This is a genomic window from Bacteroidales bacterium MB20-C3-3, from assembly GCA_035609245.1.
GTDB lineage: Bacteria > Bacteroidota > Bacteroidia > Bacteroidales > UBA932 > Bact-08.
This window is the reverse complement of sequence record CP141202.1, coordinates 868,047-886,817: the sequence shown is the minus strand read 5'-3', so window position 1 is coordinate 886,817 and position 18,771 is coordinate 868,047. Positions and strand designations below refer to the sequence as shown.

Here is an 18,771-nt window from a genome sequence, read left to right as displayed (position 1 = left end):
TTAATAAAGAGAAAAATATGAAATTCAACAAAAAAGTTGAGGAGATCCTCAATAAACAGGTTAACGCAGAATTCTGGTCTGCATTTATGTATCTTTCAATGTCTGCCTGGTTTGAAAACCAAGGCCTTAAAGGAATGGCAAACTGGATGAGAGTTCAGTACCTTGAAGAGACTTCACACGCAATGAAAATCCATGATTTCATTATCAGCCGCGGAGGTGAAGCAAAACTTGCAGCTATTGATGCAGTCCCTACAGACTGGAAAAATATTACCGAGGTGTTTGAAGAGACATACAAACATGAGTGTAAAGTAACCGAGATGATTCACAACTGTTACAATGTAGCCGCAGCCGAGAAAGATCACGCAACCACCAACATGCTTCAGTGGTTTATCGACGAGCAGGTTGAGGAGGAGCAGAATGTAATAGAGATTCTGGACCAGCTCAAACTAATCGGAGACAAAGGTCAGGGAGTCTTTATGCTTAACAAAGAGCTCTCAACAAGAGTCTTCGTTGACGCAACAAAAACAGCGTAACCACTTAAATTTCAAACCGAATTCATTCGTGTATTTTAAATAGCAGAGGCTGCCCGGAAACGGGTGGCCTTTTTCTCTGTTACCCCTCAGTTCACTCCTCCTTGCACTTCTCTGTTCACATCCTCACCTTCCCCGATCAACCGCAGCCTCTCTGGAACTTTTCCTCCTCGCTCACTTTGTTCGCTGTGGCGGAGGTTCCTTCGTGGCTCGGTTGACCGGGGAGGATTTCGAATGTACAGGATATGTCAGTTTGATTGCCTAATAAATAACAATCAACAAGTTACAGCCGCATGGGTCTTTCTGAATCTTCAACCGAGAACCGGTCTCCCAAAATCATCTGCCGAATGGCTAACTAAAGCCGGGCGGGCGGGTAACCGCCAGGTCTGCCGCCCGGCAAGACTTTTTCTGCATGCCCTTTCACAGAGTAATCCGCATAACTGAAGGAGTCTCCGCCACAGCGAACGAAGAGAGCGAGGAGGAAAAACTCCGGAAGTTATGCGGATACTCGGTGAATGCAGCAAAATTGCAAGATTAAACCGAATGAACAGCGCTTACACCAACGCCTTGATTTTCGCCGGAATTTTAGCAGGTTCGTCAACTACTGTTACACCGGCGGCCTCAAGGGCGGCAATCTTTTCGCGGGCAGATCCGGTGCCGCTGGAGATAATGGCTCCGGCGTGACCCATCCGTTTGTCTGCCGGGGCAGTCTGTCCGGCAATAAATGAGAAAACAGGTTTTGTTACATGATCCTTAATAAATGCAGCAGCCCTCTCCTCGGCATCACCCCCAATTTCTCCAATCATTACAATGGAATCGGTGTCAGGATCCCCTTGAAACATCTGCAGCAGATCAATATAGTAGAGACCGGCAACAGGATCACCACCTATTCCAACAGCTGTTGACTGCCCAATCCCTGCTCTGGTAAGGTTGTATACTACCTCATATGTTAGAGTACCACTTCTTGATATAACCCCTGTCCTTCCGGGGGTAAAAATATTGCCGGGCATTATCCCCACAAGAGATTTACCGGGAGATATAAGTCCCGGACAATTTGGGCCGATAATTCTTGCCCCCATTGCAACGGCATAGTGTCTGGCCGCAATATAATCAAGGGTAGGCACCCCTTCGGTAATTACAATAATCAATTTAATACCACTCTCAGCCGCCTCCATAATTGCATCTTTTACAAAAGCTGCAGGGACAAAAATAATAGAAGTATCTGCAGCCGTCTCCTTAACGGCAAGCGTCATAGTATTAAACACAGGAATTCCATCGTGAAGAGCTCCCCCTTTCCCGGGAGAAGTGCCTCCCACAATACGAGTACCGTACTCCTTCATCTTTGATGCGTGAAAACCACCATCCCTTCCGGTAATCCCCTGCACCAAAATCTTACTGTTTTTATCTATTAGTATACTCATTTGTAATTGCTTTTAAATAATTTTAATTACACCAGCTCCACCGCTCTTTTTATTGCCTCTCCCATTGTCTCGGCAGAGTGGAAAGGAGTCCCTTTTAACATCTCCCGACCCTCTTTCTCATTGGTGCCGGTGAGGCGGATAACTATAGGAATTTCGGTTTTTATCTCATTAAAGGCCGATATCAGTCCTCTCGCCACATCGTCGCATCTGGTGATACCGCCGAATATATTTATAAGAACCACCTTTACCTCTTTATCCGAGAGGAGCAGCTTCATAGCCTCAATTACCTTCCGGGGGTTTGAACTGCCGCCGATATCAAGAAAGTTTGCAGGCTTTCCGCCGTATAGCTTAATAAGGTCCATTGTAGCCATAGCCAGTCCCGCTCCGTTTACCATACAGCCTATCTCTCCACCCAGATGGACAAAACTGAAACCATTTGACTTAGCCTCAAGCTCTCTCTTCTCCTCCTCATCGGGCTCATAAAGAGACTCAATCTCCGGTTGACGGAAGAGGGCATTATCGTCAAAGTTTAGTTTTGCGTCAAGGGCAATAAGCCTCCCATCCTTAGTAACAACAAGCGGATTCACCTCTACAAGCGAGGCATCAGTAGCAACCATGAGTTTGTATAGATTCTGAATCATTTTGTACCCCTGATTAACAAGACTCCATTCATCAAACAACATCGCTGCAGCCTTTTTAGCAAGAAAATCAGGAATACCTACAAAAGGGAAAATTGGAATTTTGTGAATCTTCTCAGGAGTTTTTGCCGCAACTTCTTCAATCTCAACACCACCCTCCCGGCTTAAAATCATTACAACACTCTTTGCATTTCTGTCAACAGCAAAACTGAAGTAAAACTCAGCAGCAATTTCAACAGCCTCAGCCACCATTACCCTGTCCACAATAAGCCCCTTGATCTCCATACCAAGGATAGCCTTTGCAGCCGCCTCAATCTCAGCCCTGTTGTTTCCAATTTTGATTCCGCCGGCCTTGCCCCGTCCACCGGTGAGGACCTGTGCCTTCACCACGGCTCTCTCAAGCCCCAGCTCTTCATAAGCAGAGAGCACCTCACTGACGCTCCTGCACACCTTGCCCTTTGCAGTGGGAATACCCATTCTGTCAAAAAGCTCCTTACCTTGATACTCGTGAATCTTCATAAGCCTATATTTGCCTATAAAGATAATATAATTTTCAGATTATTGACTCTTTGCAAACGACCTTATCTGAGGCATTAACGAAGAGATTACACCAATTGCCGCAAGCATAAAACCGGCAATAATAAATGCATTTGTAACACCAATTGAATCAGCGATAAAACCCGTTGCCATAAGAGAGACCATTGCAGGAATCATAATAAGACTATTGTGAATTGAGAATATTCTTCCAAGCACGGCACTGTCAAGAGAGCTCTGTAACACAACAGAGAAGGCCCCCCAGAATATTGCCCCGGCTATACCCCCTGTAAATGTGAAGATTACAAAATAGTGATAACCCCCTTGCGGAAGGAATCCGGAGAGCGCAAAGGTCACTCCAAGGATTACATACATAGCATTAATAAGCATTACCCTATTAAAATTAAACCTGTCAAGACTCATCAGCCCTCCACCCGCAAGCATCCCTATACCCCAGGCAACCTCAACCACACTCATCATATAAGTATCCCCTGCAAAATGCTGAAGAGTCATAAGCGGAAAAAGGGTAGAGACAGGAACCATTGCAAGACTCGCAAAAACAGTAAAAATAAACATCCACATTAAACCCGGTCTGAGACGAATCTCTTGAAGAGCAACACCCAACTCTCTGAAGAAGCGCCTGAACTCCTCGGCCTCCTTGTGGAGAACAATGCTCTTCTGCGGATTTGGAATTTTCACAAAGAGGAGCGAGGAGCTTGCTATTGCAGCCCCAAACACATCAAAAAGAAGAACCCATACAATATTGAGGTTAGCCACAAAGAGAGCAGCAATTGCAGGAGCAGCTATAGAGCTCATTGAAAAAATCATATTATTTACACCCGCAACCTTCATCAGTTTATCCTTGGGAGCTAGAAGCGGAATAGAGGCCTCAAGTGCAGGCATATGAAAAGAGCTGCCGATAGATCGCAATGCAAGTAAAAGGTATAAAATCCCTACACTCACCTCTCCGTGGCCCAGGTAAAAAATCATAGCCATAACAAGAGTCATAAGGGCAATGTACAGATCAGCAATTATCATAGTTCTCTTTCTGTTCCATCTGTCCACAAGAACTCCTGTGAAGAGACCCAGAACCAGCTGAGGCAGAAGAGAGGCAATAGTTGCAAAAGCAAGCACCTCTGCAGAACCGGTCTCTATGCTCAGCCAGAAAATTACTGCAAAGCTTACCATGCTGCTGCTCAGGGTAGAGAAAAGCTGTCCGGTCCAAATGAAAGCAAAGGTTCTTCTCCAACGATTTTCAATATTCTCCATCAATCAAATTTTTGCGCACGCTAATATAGTAATAAAGTGTTTTTGGAACCATTTTTGCATAATTTATGGCGACTAAAAACGACTCCACATGAATAAAGAGCTTAAATCGCTGGGATTCTTTGAAGATACCAGACAAAACTCAAAAGAGTATATACATCAATACATAAAACTCAGACTTGAAGCCCTTGGCCTGGTAGATGGTGATTTTGAAGATGATGCAGCAGACGGCTTCCTCCACCTTGCAAAATCTCTCATTATTAACTACAGGGAGCGGGAGCGTCAGTTTAAGAACTATCTCTGCCCTGCAGACCAAAGAATACAGAATTTCATAAACGGATACTTCAAAGGTGTAGATGCACCGGAAATCCACATCCCATCATTCACATTCACCCTGGATTTCTATGGTATAGCAAGAGAGCTATCCATCCCGGAAAAGAGAAACGACTACTCATCAGAGTATCTCACCTCATACAGAGTAAAACAGGGGATTTTGCATAACCCACGCAACGACAGACGCACAACAAAAGGAGTTTTTCATATTGCCGAGGGTGGCCTTCCAATCCCGGACGACAAAAAATCGGTACCCCAAAAGACAGCAGCACTACTTCTCCAGAAAGCAACTACTATCGAGGGAGATATCTTTAATCTTCCATTTACTGAAGAGTGCAACAAAAAGGCTCAAATATTTGTATCCCTGCTACTCAGACCAAAAGTCAGCCCGGAGATAAAAGGCATCTCTCCAGGAAAGACAATGGAGATTCGCTTTTTTGCACCAGGGTCACTTGTCTCAAATCTTGACTTTGTAGAGTCAATTTTTGGAAACGGAGGCTCACCATACCATATTTCAAACGACGCAGGGCTTGACTACGAAAACTGGAGCGGACACACTGGCTGTATAATACTTGCACCCCAGCTAACAAAACTTACAAAAAAAGAGGTGGGCCTTCCTCATATCTCCAAAGCAACAGAGAGACAGAAGAGAGACGGAATGTGCTGGGAAAATGAGAATGAGCTCTACAACGACGGATCGGCCTTCAAACTGACTATGCGAACAGATGAGGGAGTTATTGTTACAGTAATAGCAGATAACTACTTTGGCTACTCAAAGAAGGAGATAAAAACATTTATATCATTCGCCGCCAATCTTATGGGCAATGCCGAGGAGGAGCACGCAGGCGGAGCACTTATATTCCCCTCATACAATCAGGGAGAGGGGCAGATTACAAAAGCCGAGAATTTTATTAAAACCCTGGATGAGACAGCAAAGCTATTTCCGGAGCTGATAGATATGAAACCTGAGGGTTACGGAGTAGACAAAAATTTCCCGGACATCTACTATATACCGGAGCTCTCAAGATTTGATATAAAGAGCCAGAGAATATCCTGGAAAAAGGGCAAAAGCGGAGAGGTCAGCATTAAGCTTCTTCCAAACAAAACCTACATAATGCCCAACGGACACAAATACCGTATGGAGAAGGCTGCAGGAACACTCAATTACCGCCTTGTAGAGACAAATTCAGAGGGGGTGCTTATTCACAAGCCCTGCACCGTCTCCGGCGGAGGGAAATCAGAGATATCAAAATCCATTGAGGACTCAATTATATCGGGTTCATTCTTTATAAAAGATTTTGAGACAGATTTCAAAAAGGTAGAGGAGATAATTAACTACAACTACTTCTCAAGATTCATCGACCCGGCAAAAGGGAAAAAGGTAAGCAGAAGTTTCCTCAGCAGTAAGAGGTCAATGGGCTCGGCAATAAAGATGCTCACTCCATCCCCTGAATTTACACCTGAATACAACAGCTGGCTGGAATCAATTCCGCAGTATATAAAAGGTATTGCATTTATTGTCAAGAGATTCTACAGAGAGGAGTGGGGAGAGGACTGGAAGAGCCATTTCTCGGTTGATATCCTTAACGGACAACCGGGCAACGAACTTAAATATCAGAACAAGAAGATAGCAGCAAGATATCTGAGGGTAGGCTACGACGATAAAGGGGCCTGGAGAACATTCAAACTCCGCCAGGACTATGTCCACGCAGACAAGATTCAGATGGAGGACGATATCACAGTCTCAACAGTAGTGCCATCAAGCTCACTAACAGACCTTAACCCTCTTGTAACAAACAAGAGTGTAAAAATCCTTGAGAATTGCGAATACAGATTCTTCCAGCGTCCTGATGAGGCAATTAACAGAGGATTTGACAAAAAGGCCGAGTCAGATCTCGCCTCTCCATGCACATTTATATCCAATTTTCAGCCTCTTACAACAGAGGATGCAAAAGAGATGGTAGAGGATGTAATTAATTTTGATCTCTTTACAGACCCAATGAGGGATCTTATAACAGATGTAGCAGAGAGCGATACTCCTCAATACTTTGTCTCATCGGCAAACCCAAGAATAGTAGATGGAAAGCCAAGCAAAAATGTACGTTACCTTCAGACACGTGACGATATTATCAATCCCCGCACAAAATACATTGCGGAGACAGGTATAAGAATCGGAAGGGGAATAACTATGGACAAACCGGTTTACCTGCCAGTTAATGCAGTCCTTCCGGGAAGAAGAAACAACCCGGCAGAGAAGGGTATTCGCCCACTTGCGGTATATAACCCTGTACACTATCAGGAGCTTCCGGAACTGTTTATGGACTTTGTATGCTCACTTACCGGCAAGTCCCCATCAACAACAGGCGCAGGATCAGAGGGTGCACTTACAAAGGCACCATTTAATGCCCTACTCCCAATTATTGACCTTAACAACGCATTGGTGTCATTTATTCTTACCGGCTACAACGGATTTACCACCCCGGCCGGCTATATAGGGCACAGATACAGAGTTGACCACGATCTCAGCCTCCTTATACCGGAGCTGTGGGCACGCCTCCAGCCATTTGAAAAGGATCCCGCAAAGATGATTTCAGAGGGAGAACTTGAGAAACTAGAAGATTTTGAATACGAAGGTAAAAAGATACCTGCATCAATATTAGGATACAGGATTACTGACAAATTTGTGATTGGATATTTTGGAAGAGTTTTTGAAAATCCAAATGTAATCTTCCCTGAAGATATGCTTAAACCGGAACTCCAGTCAATGGAGCAATTTGCAGACGGAGTTCTCAATATTGTTGAGTCTCAGCAGAGGGTTGCCGAATCATATTTCCGAGACGGAAGCATTGAGTCAGCCTGCCCGCCACTAAAGGCACTGCTCCACATAATGGCCTACGGCGAGTTTGAAGGAAAGGGACTTGACTCACCTGAGATACGCAAAATGTTCACCTACGACTACCTTGTGGAGAGCGACTGGTATAAATCCAGAATTATGCTCAAGCAGCAGACAGACATCGCCCAGATGGCAGAGAGAATCCGCTACATAGAGAAAATTCTGAGAGAGGACAAAAATCTCACCCCTGATATGGTTGAAGACCTCTCCCAACGCCTTGAAGGAGCCAAGTCTGTTCACGACTATCTCTGTTCATACGATTACGCCAAGTTCCTTTACGGAACAATAGGGCGCGATAATATCCGCAGGCACTAGTGTAAAAGCCCGGCAAGCTCTTCGTGTAGTTTACGGAGGCGGGTTGGGGGAAGAGATAGTTCGTTTATTATTTCTGGATTCTCTTTTAGCTGACGGCATATAACAATACCACGATTCATAAGGAGATCTTTCTGGGTGCGGGTAAGTGTTGTCAGGACTGTGATGGGATAGATTCGCTCTCTGTCAATAATATCTCTGAGCCCATTACCGCGGGGATAGTCCCAGCTCAGAAGTTTTAGACCTGCGTATTCTCCGTAAGCAATTGCATCAGAAGAGAACCTGGTGTTTGTGGCAATACCCCCCTTGAAGGTATAATTTGCATATTCGGGCATCTTTTTGCGGACTCCGAAAATATCCTGCATCCTTGAGTGTACATAGAGTGAGACCTGAACATTTGCATTTTTCCCTGTGCTCTGGTAATACTTACACTCTACAATAAGTTGATCCATCTTTTCGCCTGCAAGGCGTCTGGTTGCAACAACATCTACCTCGTGGGTGAGACAGTGCCCCCTTAAAACCTGAGCAACTTCAATGTGTTCATAACCTAGTAACCTGTATACCTCTCCCATAAAATACTCAAATGGATGCCCGGTTGGTCCCATCTCCATCATAGCATTCTTTAATTTGTATCTTGCTGCATTGCCGCTCGTCATTCTTCTCAGCAGAGTGAATGCCTTATTGTAAATATTTCTGGTTGTGGGAGGGGCTGAGTTTCCGTTAAGCTCCTCAATCCACCCGACAATCTCATCAATTATCTCTTCAATTACACCATCATCAGCACCGGAGCGCTTAAGTGAACCTCTAAGCTTCTCGGCGGAGAATTGCTCCAGCTCGCCGGAGGCCTTCCTAACAAATATCTCTTTATCCATAACAGGGTTTTTTTAATGATGCAATTTAAAGAAAAATCCGGGCCGGCAATAATGCCGGTCCGGATTTCTTGAATGAGTTCTTCATAGTATTATAACTAACCCCTTAATTACTTAAACCTGAAAATTCATTCCCTAAGCGGAAACGAAATTAGGATAAATTAGGGGATAGGTGAAAAAAATTAGTGAAGACCCTATTCTTCCCCTATTTTGTGATAATAAATATTATTCATATATTTGGTCAAATTCACTGATTGTGAAATATAAACGGATTTTGTTGCTGCTATTGGCTTTTCTGACATTAACCACCTCTCTTGGCGGTCAGGAACCTCTATTCAGTATAAGGGATAACAGCTTCTCTTTCTCCTTTAAAAATGAATATTTTGTCTTAACTCCGGACTCTTTGTACTCCTCTATTGACGGAATCCTCTGGCAGGCAGTTCCAAACACATTTGGCCTCCGTCAGATGAAACTATCTTTTGTAGAGGAGAACACAACAGGGTATCTTTTTCACCAATCGGGAGGAAAAATTGTCACTTACGATGGTTCAGATTTCAAAGAGTATCACTCTACAGAGGAATCAAGAAACCAGTACTCCTCACTTCCCTTTATACACGCAAAAACCCCCCATATATTCGGAGGATTGGGACTATTTACCCATAAGAATATTATAGTCTATTTTGATAAACTTAAAAGAGACTGGGCTAAAGTGCTCCCAAAAACTCCCATCTCCGGATATCCTCAGCCAAGGTATAATCTGACAGGCGCTTACGCAGGTAATCAGTTATTTGTAGGTCCGGGTACAGGCGTTGACGAAGATCGGGAGAGCTCTGAATCACACCAGATTCAGCTTAATGACTTTTGGAGATTTGATTTTATTACCAGGGAGTGGAGTTTTCTGGGTAGATTAAACAAGGAGATAGATCTGCAGAAGTACCATATTATTAATAATTACAAAGACGGAGCTCTTCTTTTGGGCCTTTCAGACGCTCTCTATTTTAATATGAGGGACAATAAACTATATCATTACACATCAGTAGATGGTATTATGCTTGGAGAGACAGCAAATAACTACTCTTTACCGGTATATGTATCTTATAACAATAACTCGGACAAATTTACACTCCTGGTTTTAAGAGAGGATGGATACAGGATGCCCCTTGTTGTAAACTCAGACAGAATACTGGGGAGTGAAGTATCAGAGAGCGTTCTTTTTAACCCACCTGTCTCCAAAAATATATATCTGATAGCTGGCCTTATTCTTCTGGTTATATCAATTGTCCTCTATTACGGATACAGAAAGAGAGGCAAAGAGAAGACTCCATACGATAAAATTATTTTTTCAATTGATGACCTTGAAAAAACTCTTACATCAGAGGAGTTTAAAATACTCAGAATGATAGTTGATAAACACCCTGAACCCGTTCAATTTCTTGATCTTATGTCAATGTTTGATCAGAAAATGAGTTACGAATCACACAAAAAGAGACTTAGAAGTTCACTACTTTCACTTGAAGATAAAGTAAAAAAACACCTGCACACAAATGCAGATGTTTTTGAAATTTCCCGTTCTAAAGAGGATAGAAGAAATAAGCAGATAAAAGTAAAGGGATAGCCCTTTTAAAGGATCTTCTTAATATTCTGAGCCTCCTCTTTACTGCAAATAAGCAGAGCATCATCGGTCTCAACCACCACAAGATCCTTAACTCCCAGAAGGGCTACACGCTTTTCCGATATAACTATATTATTGAATGAGTTATACTCCCTGAGCTCAGCACCCCTTGAAATTGTTCCGTTCTGATTAGCCTCAAAAACCTCCGCAAGGGCAGGGAATGAACCAATATCATTCCATCCAATATCAACAGGGATGACCCAAGTCTCCTCAAACCTCTCCATTATCCCAAAATCCAGCGAGATCTTAACAAACTCTTCAAAAAGCTCCCTGAGCGACTGAGTATAAAATTCAGGCGAGATGGAGCTCTGTTTCCGGAGTTGTGAAATTTTCTCCAATGTGTTTGAGTGTCCGGGAAGATGCTTTTTAAAGGCATTCATCATTGTCTCAATCCGGAAGATAAACATTCCGCTATTCCACAAAAATCTACCACTTTCAAGGTAACTCTCAGCAACTTCCAGAGCGGGTTTCTCACAAAATCTCAAAACTCTGGCGGGTTGACCCTGTAAAAGCTCTCCGCACTCAAGATATCCGTAGCCGGTCTCCGGATGGGTTGGTTTTATGCCGAGAGTCACAATCCTGCTATCGGCAATCCCTACAGCAACAGAGAGAGCCTCTCTGAAACCCTCCTCATCCTTTATCAGATGGTCCGATGCAAGTACTATCATAGTTGAACCGGGAAATCTCTCTCTAATAACAACACAACCGAATCCCACAGCGGCAGCTGTGTCCCTGAAAGCGGGTTCAATTATAATGTTTTTTGGATCAATCATAGGAAGCTCTTCAAGAACCCCCTCGGCCTGAATGGCATTTGTAGCAATGAATACTCTTTCCGCAGAGACCAAAGGGAGGATTCTGTCAACAGTCATCCTGATCAGACTCCTCTCCTGGTCAACGAGTTTAAGAAGCTGTTTGGGCCTCTCTTTTGTGCTAAGCGGCCAGAAACGCTCCCCTGAGCCGCCTGCCATTATCAGAACAGTAATGTCCATAATCATTAATAAATGATTAGTATCTGTAATGCTCGGGCTTGAATGGTCCATCCACAGGAACACCTATATAGGCAGCCTGATCCTGAGTTAGTACTGTGAGTTTAACTCCAAGTTGCTCCAGGTGCAGGCGAGCCACCTCCTCATCAAGATGTTTAGGAAGCATATATACACCAAGCTCATATTTTTTAGACCAAAGTTCAATTTGTGCAAGCGTTTGGTTTGTAAATGAATTACTCATAACAAACGATGGGTGGCCGGTGGCACAACCAAGGTTCACAAGCCTTCCCTGAGCAAGCAGAAAAATTGAGTGACCATCCGGGTATGTATATTTATCAACCTGAGGTTTGATGTTCAGGCGCTTGATACCAGGCCACTGCTCAAGGCGGGCAACCTGAATCTCGTCATCAAAGTGGCCGATATTGCAGACAATTGCCTGATCCTTCATCCCTGCCATATGTTCGGCAGTGATTATATCCTTGTTTCCGGTAGTAGTGACAAAAATATTCCCTTCAGAGAGTGTATCCTCAACTCTTTTAACCTCAAAACCCTCCATTGCAGCCTGAAGAGCACAAATAGGGTCAATTTCTGTAACAATAACCCTTGCCCCGTAACCCTTCATAGACCGGGCACAACCCTTTCCCACATCACCATATCCGCACACTACAACAACCTTACCTGCAATCATTACATCTGTAGCCCTTTTGATCCCATCAGCAAGCGATTCACGGCATCCATAAAGGTTGTCAAATTTTGATTTTGTTACAGAGTCATTTACATTAAATGCAGGGAAGAGAAGTTTCCCCTGCTCCAGCATCTGGTATAGTCTGTGCACGCCGGTTGTTGTCTCTTCAGATACCCCTTTAATTTCAGGGGCAATTGCACTCCATCTCTTTGGAGTATCAGCAAGAATTTTTTTAAGGATTTTGTTAAGCTCCTGCTCATCCTGAGTATCGGCTTTGCCATCAAGTACAGAGGCGTTGCTCTCTGCATCGTACCCTCTGTGTATCATAAGAGTTGCATCCCCTCCGTCATCAACAATAAGATTTGGACCAAGACCATTTCCAAAGTCGAGAGCCCTCTCTGTACACCACCAGTACTCCTCAAGAGTCTCACCCTTCCAGGCAAAAACAGGAGTTCCTGCCTCTGCAATTGCAGCAGCTGCGTGATCCTGGGTGGAGTAAATATTACAGCTGCACCAGCGTACATCTGCTCCAAGCTCATTAAGTGTCTCAATTAGAACAGCAGTTTGTATTGTCATATGGAGAGAACCCATCACCCTGGCACCTGCAAGAGGCTTAGATTTGCCGAATTTTTTTCTTACAGCCATCAAGCCCGGCATCTCCTTTTCTGCTATCTCTATCTCTTTTCTGCCAAACTCCGCAAGGGAGATATCGGCTACTTTATACTCTTTTGCTCTCATGTTAAAATTGCTCTTATTTATGTTTATTGTAATTTTTTCTTGAATTTTTTCCTGAATTATTTCCTGAATTGCTGATTCTAGAATGAGGCTTTGACAATTCTGGCAATATTGTCTGCCCTGCCAAGTGTATAGTAGTGAATACCGGGAACACCCTCTTTTATAAGTTCCCGGGACTGCATTGTGGTCCACTCAATTCCCACTTCACGAACCTCTTCATCAGAATTGCATTTATTAACTGCATTGTACAGATCTGCAGGGATATCAATATGAAAAGTCTGAGGGAGCAGTTTTATATCATTCATTGCCGATATTGGTTTGATTCCGGCAATAATCGGAACTTCAATTCCGGCCTTACGGCAATTGTCCCTAAAGCGGAAAAATGCAGAGTTATCAAAGAACATTTGAGTTGCAATGTAGTGCGCCCCCTCATCTACCTTTTTCTTAAGGTTCTCCATATCAATCTCAAGATTTGGAGCTTCAAAGTGTTTCTCAGGATAACCAGCAACTCCTGTGCAAAATCGGCTCCCGGCCATTTCGTTTATTTGTTTTACTAAATCTGAAGCATAGTTATTGCCCCCCTTTTCAGGGATAAAACTTCTGCTCCCTTTAGGAGGGTCTCCCCTCAGAGCAAAAACATCCTCAATACCCAGAAACGACATCTCAATTAATGCATTCTCAGTCTCTTCACGGGTAAATCCACCACAAAGGAGGTGCGGAACAACAGTAATATTGTATTTGTATTTAACTGCCGCTGCAAGCGCAATTGTGCCGGGGCGGAGACGCGATGTCCTCTTTTCAAGAGTACCGTCCGGGTGCTCAAAATATTGCACTTCGTTTCTGTGAGATGTAAAGTTGATATAGGCGGGGTTAAAATCGAGAAGAGTCTCAATGGTTGCATATACCTTCTCAATACTGTGCCCCTTAAGCGGAGGCAGCAACTCAAATGTAAAAAGGGGGCTCTTTGAGCTCTTAATTTTCTCTATTACTGTCATTTTTTAACTAAGTATGAACTTTAAATATAATAAATATCGGGAGACTATCATTAATCAGTTATTCATATTGGGGGTAAGCCAGATTGCAGCCTCCTCCGGAGTCATCCCCTTTCTGTTTGCGTAATCATGCAACTGATCATCACCAATTTTTCCTACATTAAAGTAGGCCGATTTAGGATGTGCAAATACATATGCACTTACAGAGGCAGCGGGAACCATTGTGAAGCTCTCTGTAAGAGAAACACCTATACGCTTCTGAGCTTCAAGAAGAGAGAAGAGTTTTCCCTTCTCTGTATGTTCAGGACATGCCGGGTACCCGGGAGCAGGCCTTATTCCCTGATAATCGGCTTTAAACATCTGCTCCAACGAGAGACTTTCTGAAGGGGAAAATCCCCATATTTCAGATCTCATTTTGTGATGAATCCACTCAGCCGCCGCCTCGGCCAGACGATCTGCCAGAATTTTTATCATTATTGATGCGTAGTCATCCTCTTTGTAAGCTGCGCACCTCTGCTCATCCAATCTGGCTGTAACAACAAATGCACCAAGGTGGTCCGGTGCGGCCAGGCGGGCAGGTGCGGCCAGGCGGCCGGTGGTGCCGGGGGCACCACCGGCTGCCTGGCCCTCGCTCCGGGCAGGAGCGATAAAGTCTGCAAGAGATAGGTTAGGGGCATCTTGCTTCTTCTCCTGATTCCGCAGGAAGCAGAGGCGGAGCGGGGCGGGGCCGGAGGCCGCGCCCACGCGGAGGCCGGAGGCGGCCGCGGCAGCGGCGGCCTCGCGGCCCGCACTGCTGCCGGCATCAGCCGGCCACACCTCTATGTCATCACCCAGAGAAACGGCTTGGAAGACACCACATACACCATCTATAGAGACAAGGTTTTTATGTTTCATCTCCTCCAGATAGATAAGTGCATCTGCCATAAGTTTTTTTGCTTCAGCCCCTTTAACCGGATCTTCCAGGATTGCAGGATAACGACCACTCATCTTCCATGCAAAAAAGAAGAATGTCCAGTCAATATACTTTACGACAGAGTCAAAATCAATATCATGGAACTCCTGAAGACCATGTTTTGCAGGTGGTGGGGCAACCCATCCATCCCATATAAATTTGTTTGCCCGAGCACTCTCTAAAGAGATGTAATTATCTTTTTTTGCCGATGAACTATGCTGCTCCCTTATAATTTCATATCTCCTTCTCATCTCTGAAATATAGTCAGAAGAGGAGTTCCCCAGCAAAGAGGAGAGCACCCCGGCAGCCTTTGATGCATCTTTAACATGCACAACTGACCCCGAGTATTTAGTAGCAATCTTCACAGCTGCGTGAACCTCAGAGGTGGTTGCCCCCCCAACAAGAAGAGGAAGCTTTATCTCTCTTCGCTCCAGCTCCTGAGCCACATTTACCATCTCCTCAAGAGATGGGGTTATAAGTCCGCTCAGACCAATTGCATCGGCCCCAACCTCTAATGCCCTCTCAATTATCTTCTCTGCAGGGACCATAACCCCCAGATCAACAATTTCATAATTATTACAAGAGAGTACAACGCTAACAATATTCTTTCCAATATCGTGCACATCACCTTTAACTGTTGCAAGAAGCAACTTTCCTGCACTTCTTGATTCTCCCTCTCTGCTCTCCTTCTGGATGTATGGCTCTAAGACAGCAACAGCCCTCTTCATAACCCTTGCACTCTTTACAACCTGAGGAAGAAACATTTTTCCCGCACCAAAGAGATCTCCAACCTCGTTCATTCCCCCCATCAGCGGCCCCTCAATAACCTCAATACTTCTGGAAAAGAGAGTCCTCGCCTCAAGAATATCCTCATCAATATGATCATCAATCCCCTTTACAAGGGAGTGTCTGACCCTTTCAACAACCGGGAGGTCACGCCAGTCAGATTTTTTTACACCCATTTCAGCTCCCGCCTCATCCTTGCTCATTTCTGCATATCTGATAAGTCTCTCTGTCGCATCCTTGCGCCTGTTCAAGACCACATCCTCTGTGAGTTTTAGAAGATCATCAGGAATCTCACTGTAAACCTGAAGCATACCGGGATTAACAATTCCCATATCCAGGCCCGCCTTTATAGCGTGATACAGGAAGACCGAATGCATCGCCTCCCTAATCCTGTCCATTCCTCTGAATGAAAAAGAGAGGTTGCTTATACCACCGCTCACCTTTGCGAAGGGGAGGTTATCCTTAATCCAGGCCGTTGTTTTAATAAAATCAACTGCATAATTTGAGTGCTCCTCAATACCAGTAGCTATTGCGAGAACATTTGGGTCAAAAATTATATCCTCAGGAGGAAATCCAATTTTGTCAACCAGCAATCTGTAGCTCCTCTCCGCCACCTCCTTGCGCCTCTCAAATGTATCGGCTTGGCCCCTCTCATCAAACAGCATTACTACTGCCGATGCACCATATCTCCTTATCAGATTTGCCCTTTCCAGAAACAGCTCCTCACCCTCCTTCAAACTTATAGAATTGACAACGCTCTTACCCTGAACACATTTAAGACCACTCTCAAGTACCTCCCACCTTGATGAGTCAAGCATCAGCGGAAGCCTTGAGATATCCGGTTCAGACATAATAAGATTTACAAACTTCACCATTGCCCTCTCAGAGTCAAGCATCGCCTCATCCATGCAGATATCAATCACCTGTGCACCACCCTCTACCTGCTCCCTTGCCACAGCAAGCGCCTCAGAATACTTCTCCTCCCTTATAAGACGGGCAAACTTCTTAGAGCCCGACACATTTGTCCGCTCACCAACATTTATAAAATTGCTCTCCGGCCTGATCTCAAGCACCTCAAGCCCACTCAGCCTTGTGACAGGAGGCAGTTCAGGAACCACCCTGGGAGAGTATCGGGCTGCAACCTTTGCAATCTCCCGTATATGGTCAGGAGTAGTACCGCAGCACCCCCCTATAATATTAATCCACCCACTCTTCACAAAATCTTCAGCAATAGAGGCCATGTAGGCTGCACTCTGATCATAGCCACCAAATTCATTTGGCAACCCCGCATTTGGGTGCGCCGACACAAAAAAGGGCGACTTCTCGCTAATCTCCCTGATAAACGGCCTCAGCTGCTCCGCCCCAAGTGCACAATTGAGTCCGGTACTCAGCAGTGGAAAATGAGAAATACTCACCAGAAATGCCTCAAGAGTCTGTCCTGTAAGTGTTCTTCCACTTGCATCAGTAATTGTTCCGGACACCATTACAGGTAAAAAAATATCTTTTTCCAGAAAAACTTTGTCAATTCCAAAAAGAGCAGCTTTTGCATTTAAAGTATCAAAAACTGTCTCCACAAGCAAAATATCAACCCCACCATCAATCAAACCCCGAGCCTGCTCTGCATATGCCTCCGCCAGCTCATCAAAGGTTACCCCCCTTGAACCAGGGTCATTTACATCAGCCGACATGCTTGCCGTCCTGTTTGTCGGCCCCATTGAACCCGCCACCAGTTTACCTCCAAACTCCTTTGCCACCTTTGCAGCAAGTTCAGCACCGGCAAAATTAAGCTCATAGACAAGCCCCTCCATCCCGTAATCGGCCATAGAGATTGCATTAGCGTTAAAAGTATTAGTGGAAACTATATCCGCACCAGCCTCAAAATACTCCCGGTGGATATCGGCAATCACATCAGCCCTTGTAATGGACAGCAAATCATTATTCCCCTTCAGCGACCGGTCGTATTTGGCAAAACGCTCACCTCTGTAATCCTCCTCAGTAAGACCTCTGCGCTGAATCATTGTACCCATTGCACCATCCAGCACAAGAATTTTCTTATTCAGTAACCCTACAACCAAATTATATTTTGACCTGTCCATAATATTCAATCCAGATAACACTATATAAATAACACAATACAAATATTATCCGCAAAATTACTCAAATAATCAATCATCAACTCAACCATTCACCACATTTTTCCCGCCTCACTTTTACATAAAAATATAATATATTATATTTACACAAACCCCTTTAAAACTACACTCGTATGGCACGATGCAACAGTAACCACAATTTGGTTGTACACCACATTAAAAGAGATGGCGGCAACAACCTAAACAATGCAGAAGTTCTTTGCTCCGTTTGCTATTCAAACATTACCACCCTAAACAACCCCGGACCCGGTGAGCCAATCCTTCATGAAGGAACCCCACCTCCACCATTTGCCCAACAAACCATCAACGAAGCTCTCGCCCGTGCCCACAACCGATGCGAGTGCGAACGCCTCACCTGCCTTAACCACTAACCTCAGAGACTACACTAAGCATTAGCTTGAAGCACTAACCCCAACATTCGGGCTCGCCACAACCAACATTAATTAAAAAATTATATCTTTGCACCCCCGGACCGCAAAACTGGAGAGATGCAGGAGTGGTTGAACTGGCCCGCCTGGAAAGCGCGTATACCCCAAAAGGGTATCGGGGGTTCGAATCCCCCTCTCTCCGCCAAATAGACAAAACCCACCACGAAGTGGTAATAACCAAAAAAGAAAGAACCGCCTCAAGCTAGCTTGAAGGCGGTCTGTTTTTTGGTTAAACTGCCTATGGCAGTTGGATTTTGCTAGTTTTAGGCTCCCACCTTTGGGGAACGCCTCGCTTTGCGAGGCAATCCCCGAGCCCGTTGCATACTCTATACACGCGCGTCTGTTCCGACCCGCACCAGTCTCCCAGAATTATCTGCCGAATGGCTAACATAAAGCCGGGCGGGCGGTTAACCGCCAGGCCTCCCGCCCGGCACCATATAAATGCCTCCTCCCGGCAGCAGAATTCCTCCGGAGCAGAGACAAAAGAGAAATTGGGTTGACAGGGATATTCGTTTATAGTACTAGAAAACAAGTAATTGCAAATCATATTTTCAAAAACTTTTTAAAAAACTAAATTTTAACTATC

The 18,771-nt window shown here is 44.6% G+C and carries 11 protein-coding genes and 1 tRNA gene; 4 read left to right on the top strand and 8 right to left on the bottom strand.

Annotated features, from left to right (window positions below):
• Window positions 1-17: 17 nt before the first annotated feature.
• Complete coding sequence (locus tag U5907_04000) at window positions 18-533, top strand: ferritin (protein ID WRQ33812.1); 516 nt, start codon at window positions 18-20, stop codon at window positions 531-533.
• Between the two features lie 551 nt (window positions 534-1,084).
• Here the strand turns inward: U5907_04000 and sucD are convergent.
• From sucD to U5907_03985, 3 genes are read right to left on the bottom strand one after another with little or no spacing between them, the layout of a single operon-like run.
• Window positions 1,085-1,951 carry a succinate--CoA ligase subunit alpha gene (sucD, locus tag U5907_03995; protein WRQ33811.1) on the bottom strand — a complete coding sequence of 289 codons (867 nt, stop codon included), beginning with the start codon at window positions 1,949-1,951 and terminating at the stop codon, window positions 1,085-1,087.
• A 26-nt stretch (window positions 1,952-1,977) separates the two neighbouring features.
• Window positions 1,978-3,108: an ADP-forming succinate--CoA ligase subunit beta gene (sucC, locus tag U5907_03990; GenBank protein WRQ33810.1), complete on the bottom strand. Its 1,131-nt coding sequence runs from the start codon at window positions 3,106-3,108 to the stop codon at window positions 1,978-1,980.
• 39 nt (window positions 3,109-3,147) lie between these two features.
• Window positions 3,148-4,392, bottom strand: coding sequence for an MFS transporter (locus U5907_03985; GenBank protein WRQ33809.1), 1,245 nt, complete (start codon window positions 4,390-4,392; stop codon window positions 3,148-3,150).
• Between the two features lie 88 nt (window positions 4,393-4,480).
• Between U5907_03985 and U5907_03980 the strand changes: the two genes are divergently transcribed.
• Entirely contained in the window at window positions 4,481-7,930 is a 3,450-nt protein-coding gene (locus U5907_03980) for a hypothetical protein (protein ID WRQ33808.1), read from the top strand.
• Here the strand turns inward: U5907_03980 and U5907_03975 are convergent.
• Window positions 7,927-8,799, bottom strand: a complete 873-nt coding sequence (locus tag U5907_03975; protein ID WRQ33807.1) for a restriction endonuclease — start codon at window positions 8,797-8,799, stop codon at window positions 7,927-7,929. The genes U5907_03980 and U5907_03975 overlap by 4 nt on opposite strands.
• Before the next feature lie 169 nt (window positions 8,800-8,968).
• Here U5907_03975 and U5907_03970 point away from each other — a divergent pair, with 169 nt between their 5' ends.
• The gene (locus U5907_03970) at window positions 8,969-10,411 is read left to right on the top strand and encodes a hypothetical protein (GenBank protein WRQ33806.1); all 1,443 of its coding nucleotides are present in this window, start codon (window positions 8,969-8,971) and stop codon (window positions 10,409-10,411) included.
• A 5-nt stretch (window positions 10,412-10,416) separates the two neighbouring features.
• Here the strand turns inward: U5907_03970 and U5907_03965 are convergent, their stop codons facing one another.
• The 4 genes from U5907_03965 to metH all read right to left on the bottom strand — a co-directional run bounded on the left by U5907_03965 (window position 10,417) and on the right by metH (window position 17,700).
• Window positions 10,417-11,457, bottom strand: a complete 1,041-nt coding sequence (locus U5907_03965; GenBank protein WRQ33805.1) for a sugar phosphate nucleotidyltransferase — start codon at window positions 11,455-11,457, stop codon at window positions 10,417-10,419.
• A 16-nt stretch (window positions 11,458-11,473) separates the two neighbouring features.
• Window positions 11,474-12,877, bottom strand: a complete 1,404-nt coding sequence (gene ahcY / locus U5907_03960) for an adenosylhomocysteinase (GenBank protein ID WRQ33804.1) — start codon at window positions 12,875-12,877, stop codon at window positions 11,474-11,476.
• Between the two features lie 77 nt (window positions 12,878-12,954).
• Entirely contained in the window at window positions 12,955-13,869 is a 915-nt protein-coding gene (metF, locus tag U5907_03955; GenBank protein ID WRQ33803.1) for a methylenetetrahydrofolate reductase [NAD(P)H], read from the bottom strand.
• Between the two features lie 54 nt (window positions 13,870-13,923).
• Window positions 13,924-17,700, bottom strand: coding sequence for a methionine synthase (gene metH / locus U5907_03950; GenBank protein ID WRQ33802.1), 3,777 nt, complete (start codon window positions 17,698-17,700; stop codon window positions 13,924-13,926).
• 539 nt (window positions 17,701-18,239) lie between these two features.
• On the opposite strand from metH, the gene U5907_03945 reads away from it, so the two are divergent.
• Window positions 18,240-18,330 (top strand) — tRNA-Ser (locus U5907_03945).
• Window positions 18,331-18,771 lie beyond the last annotated feature (441 nt).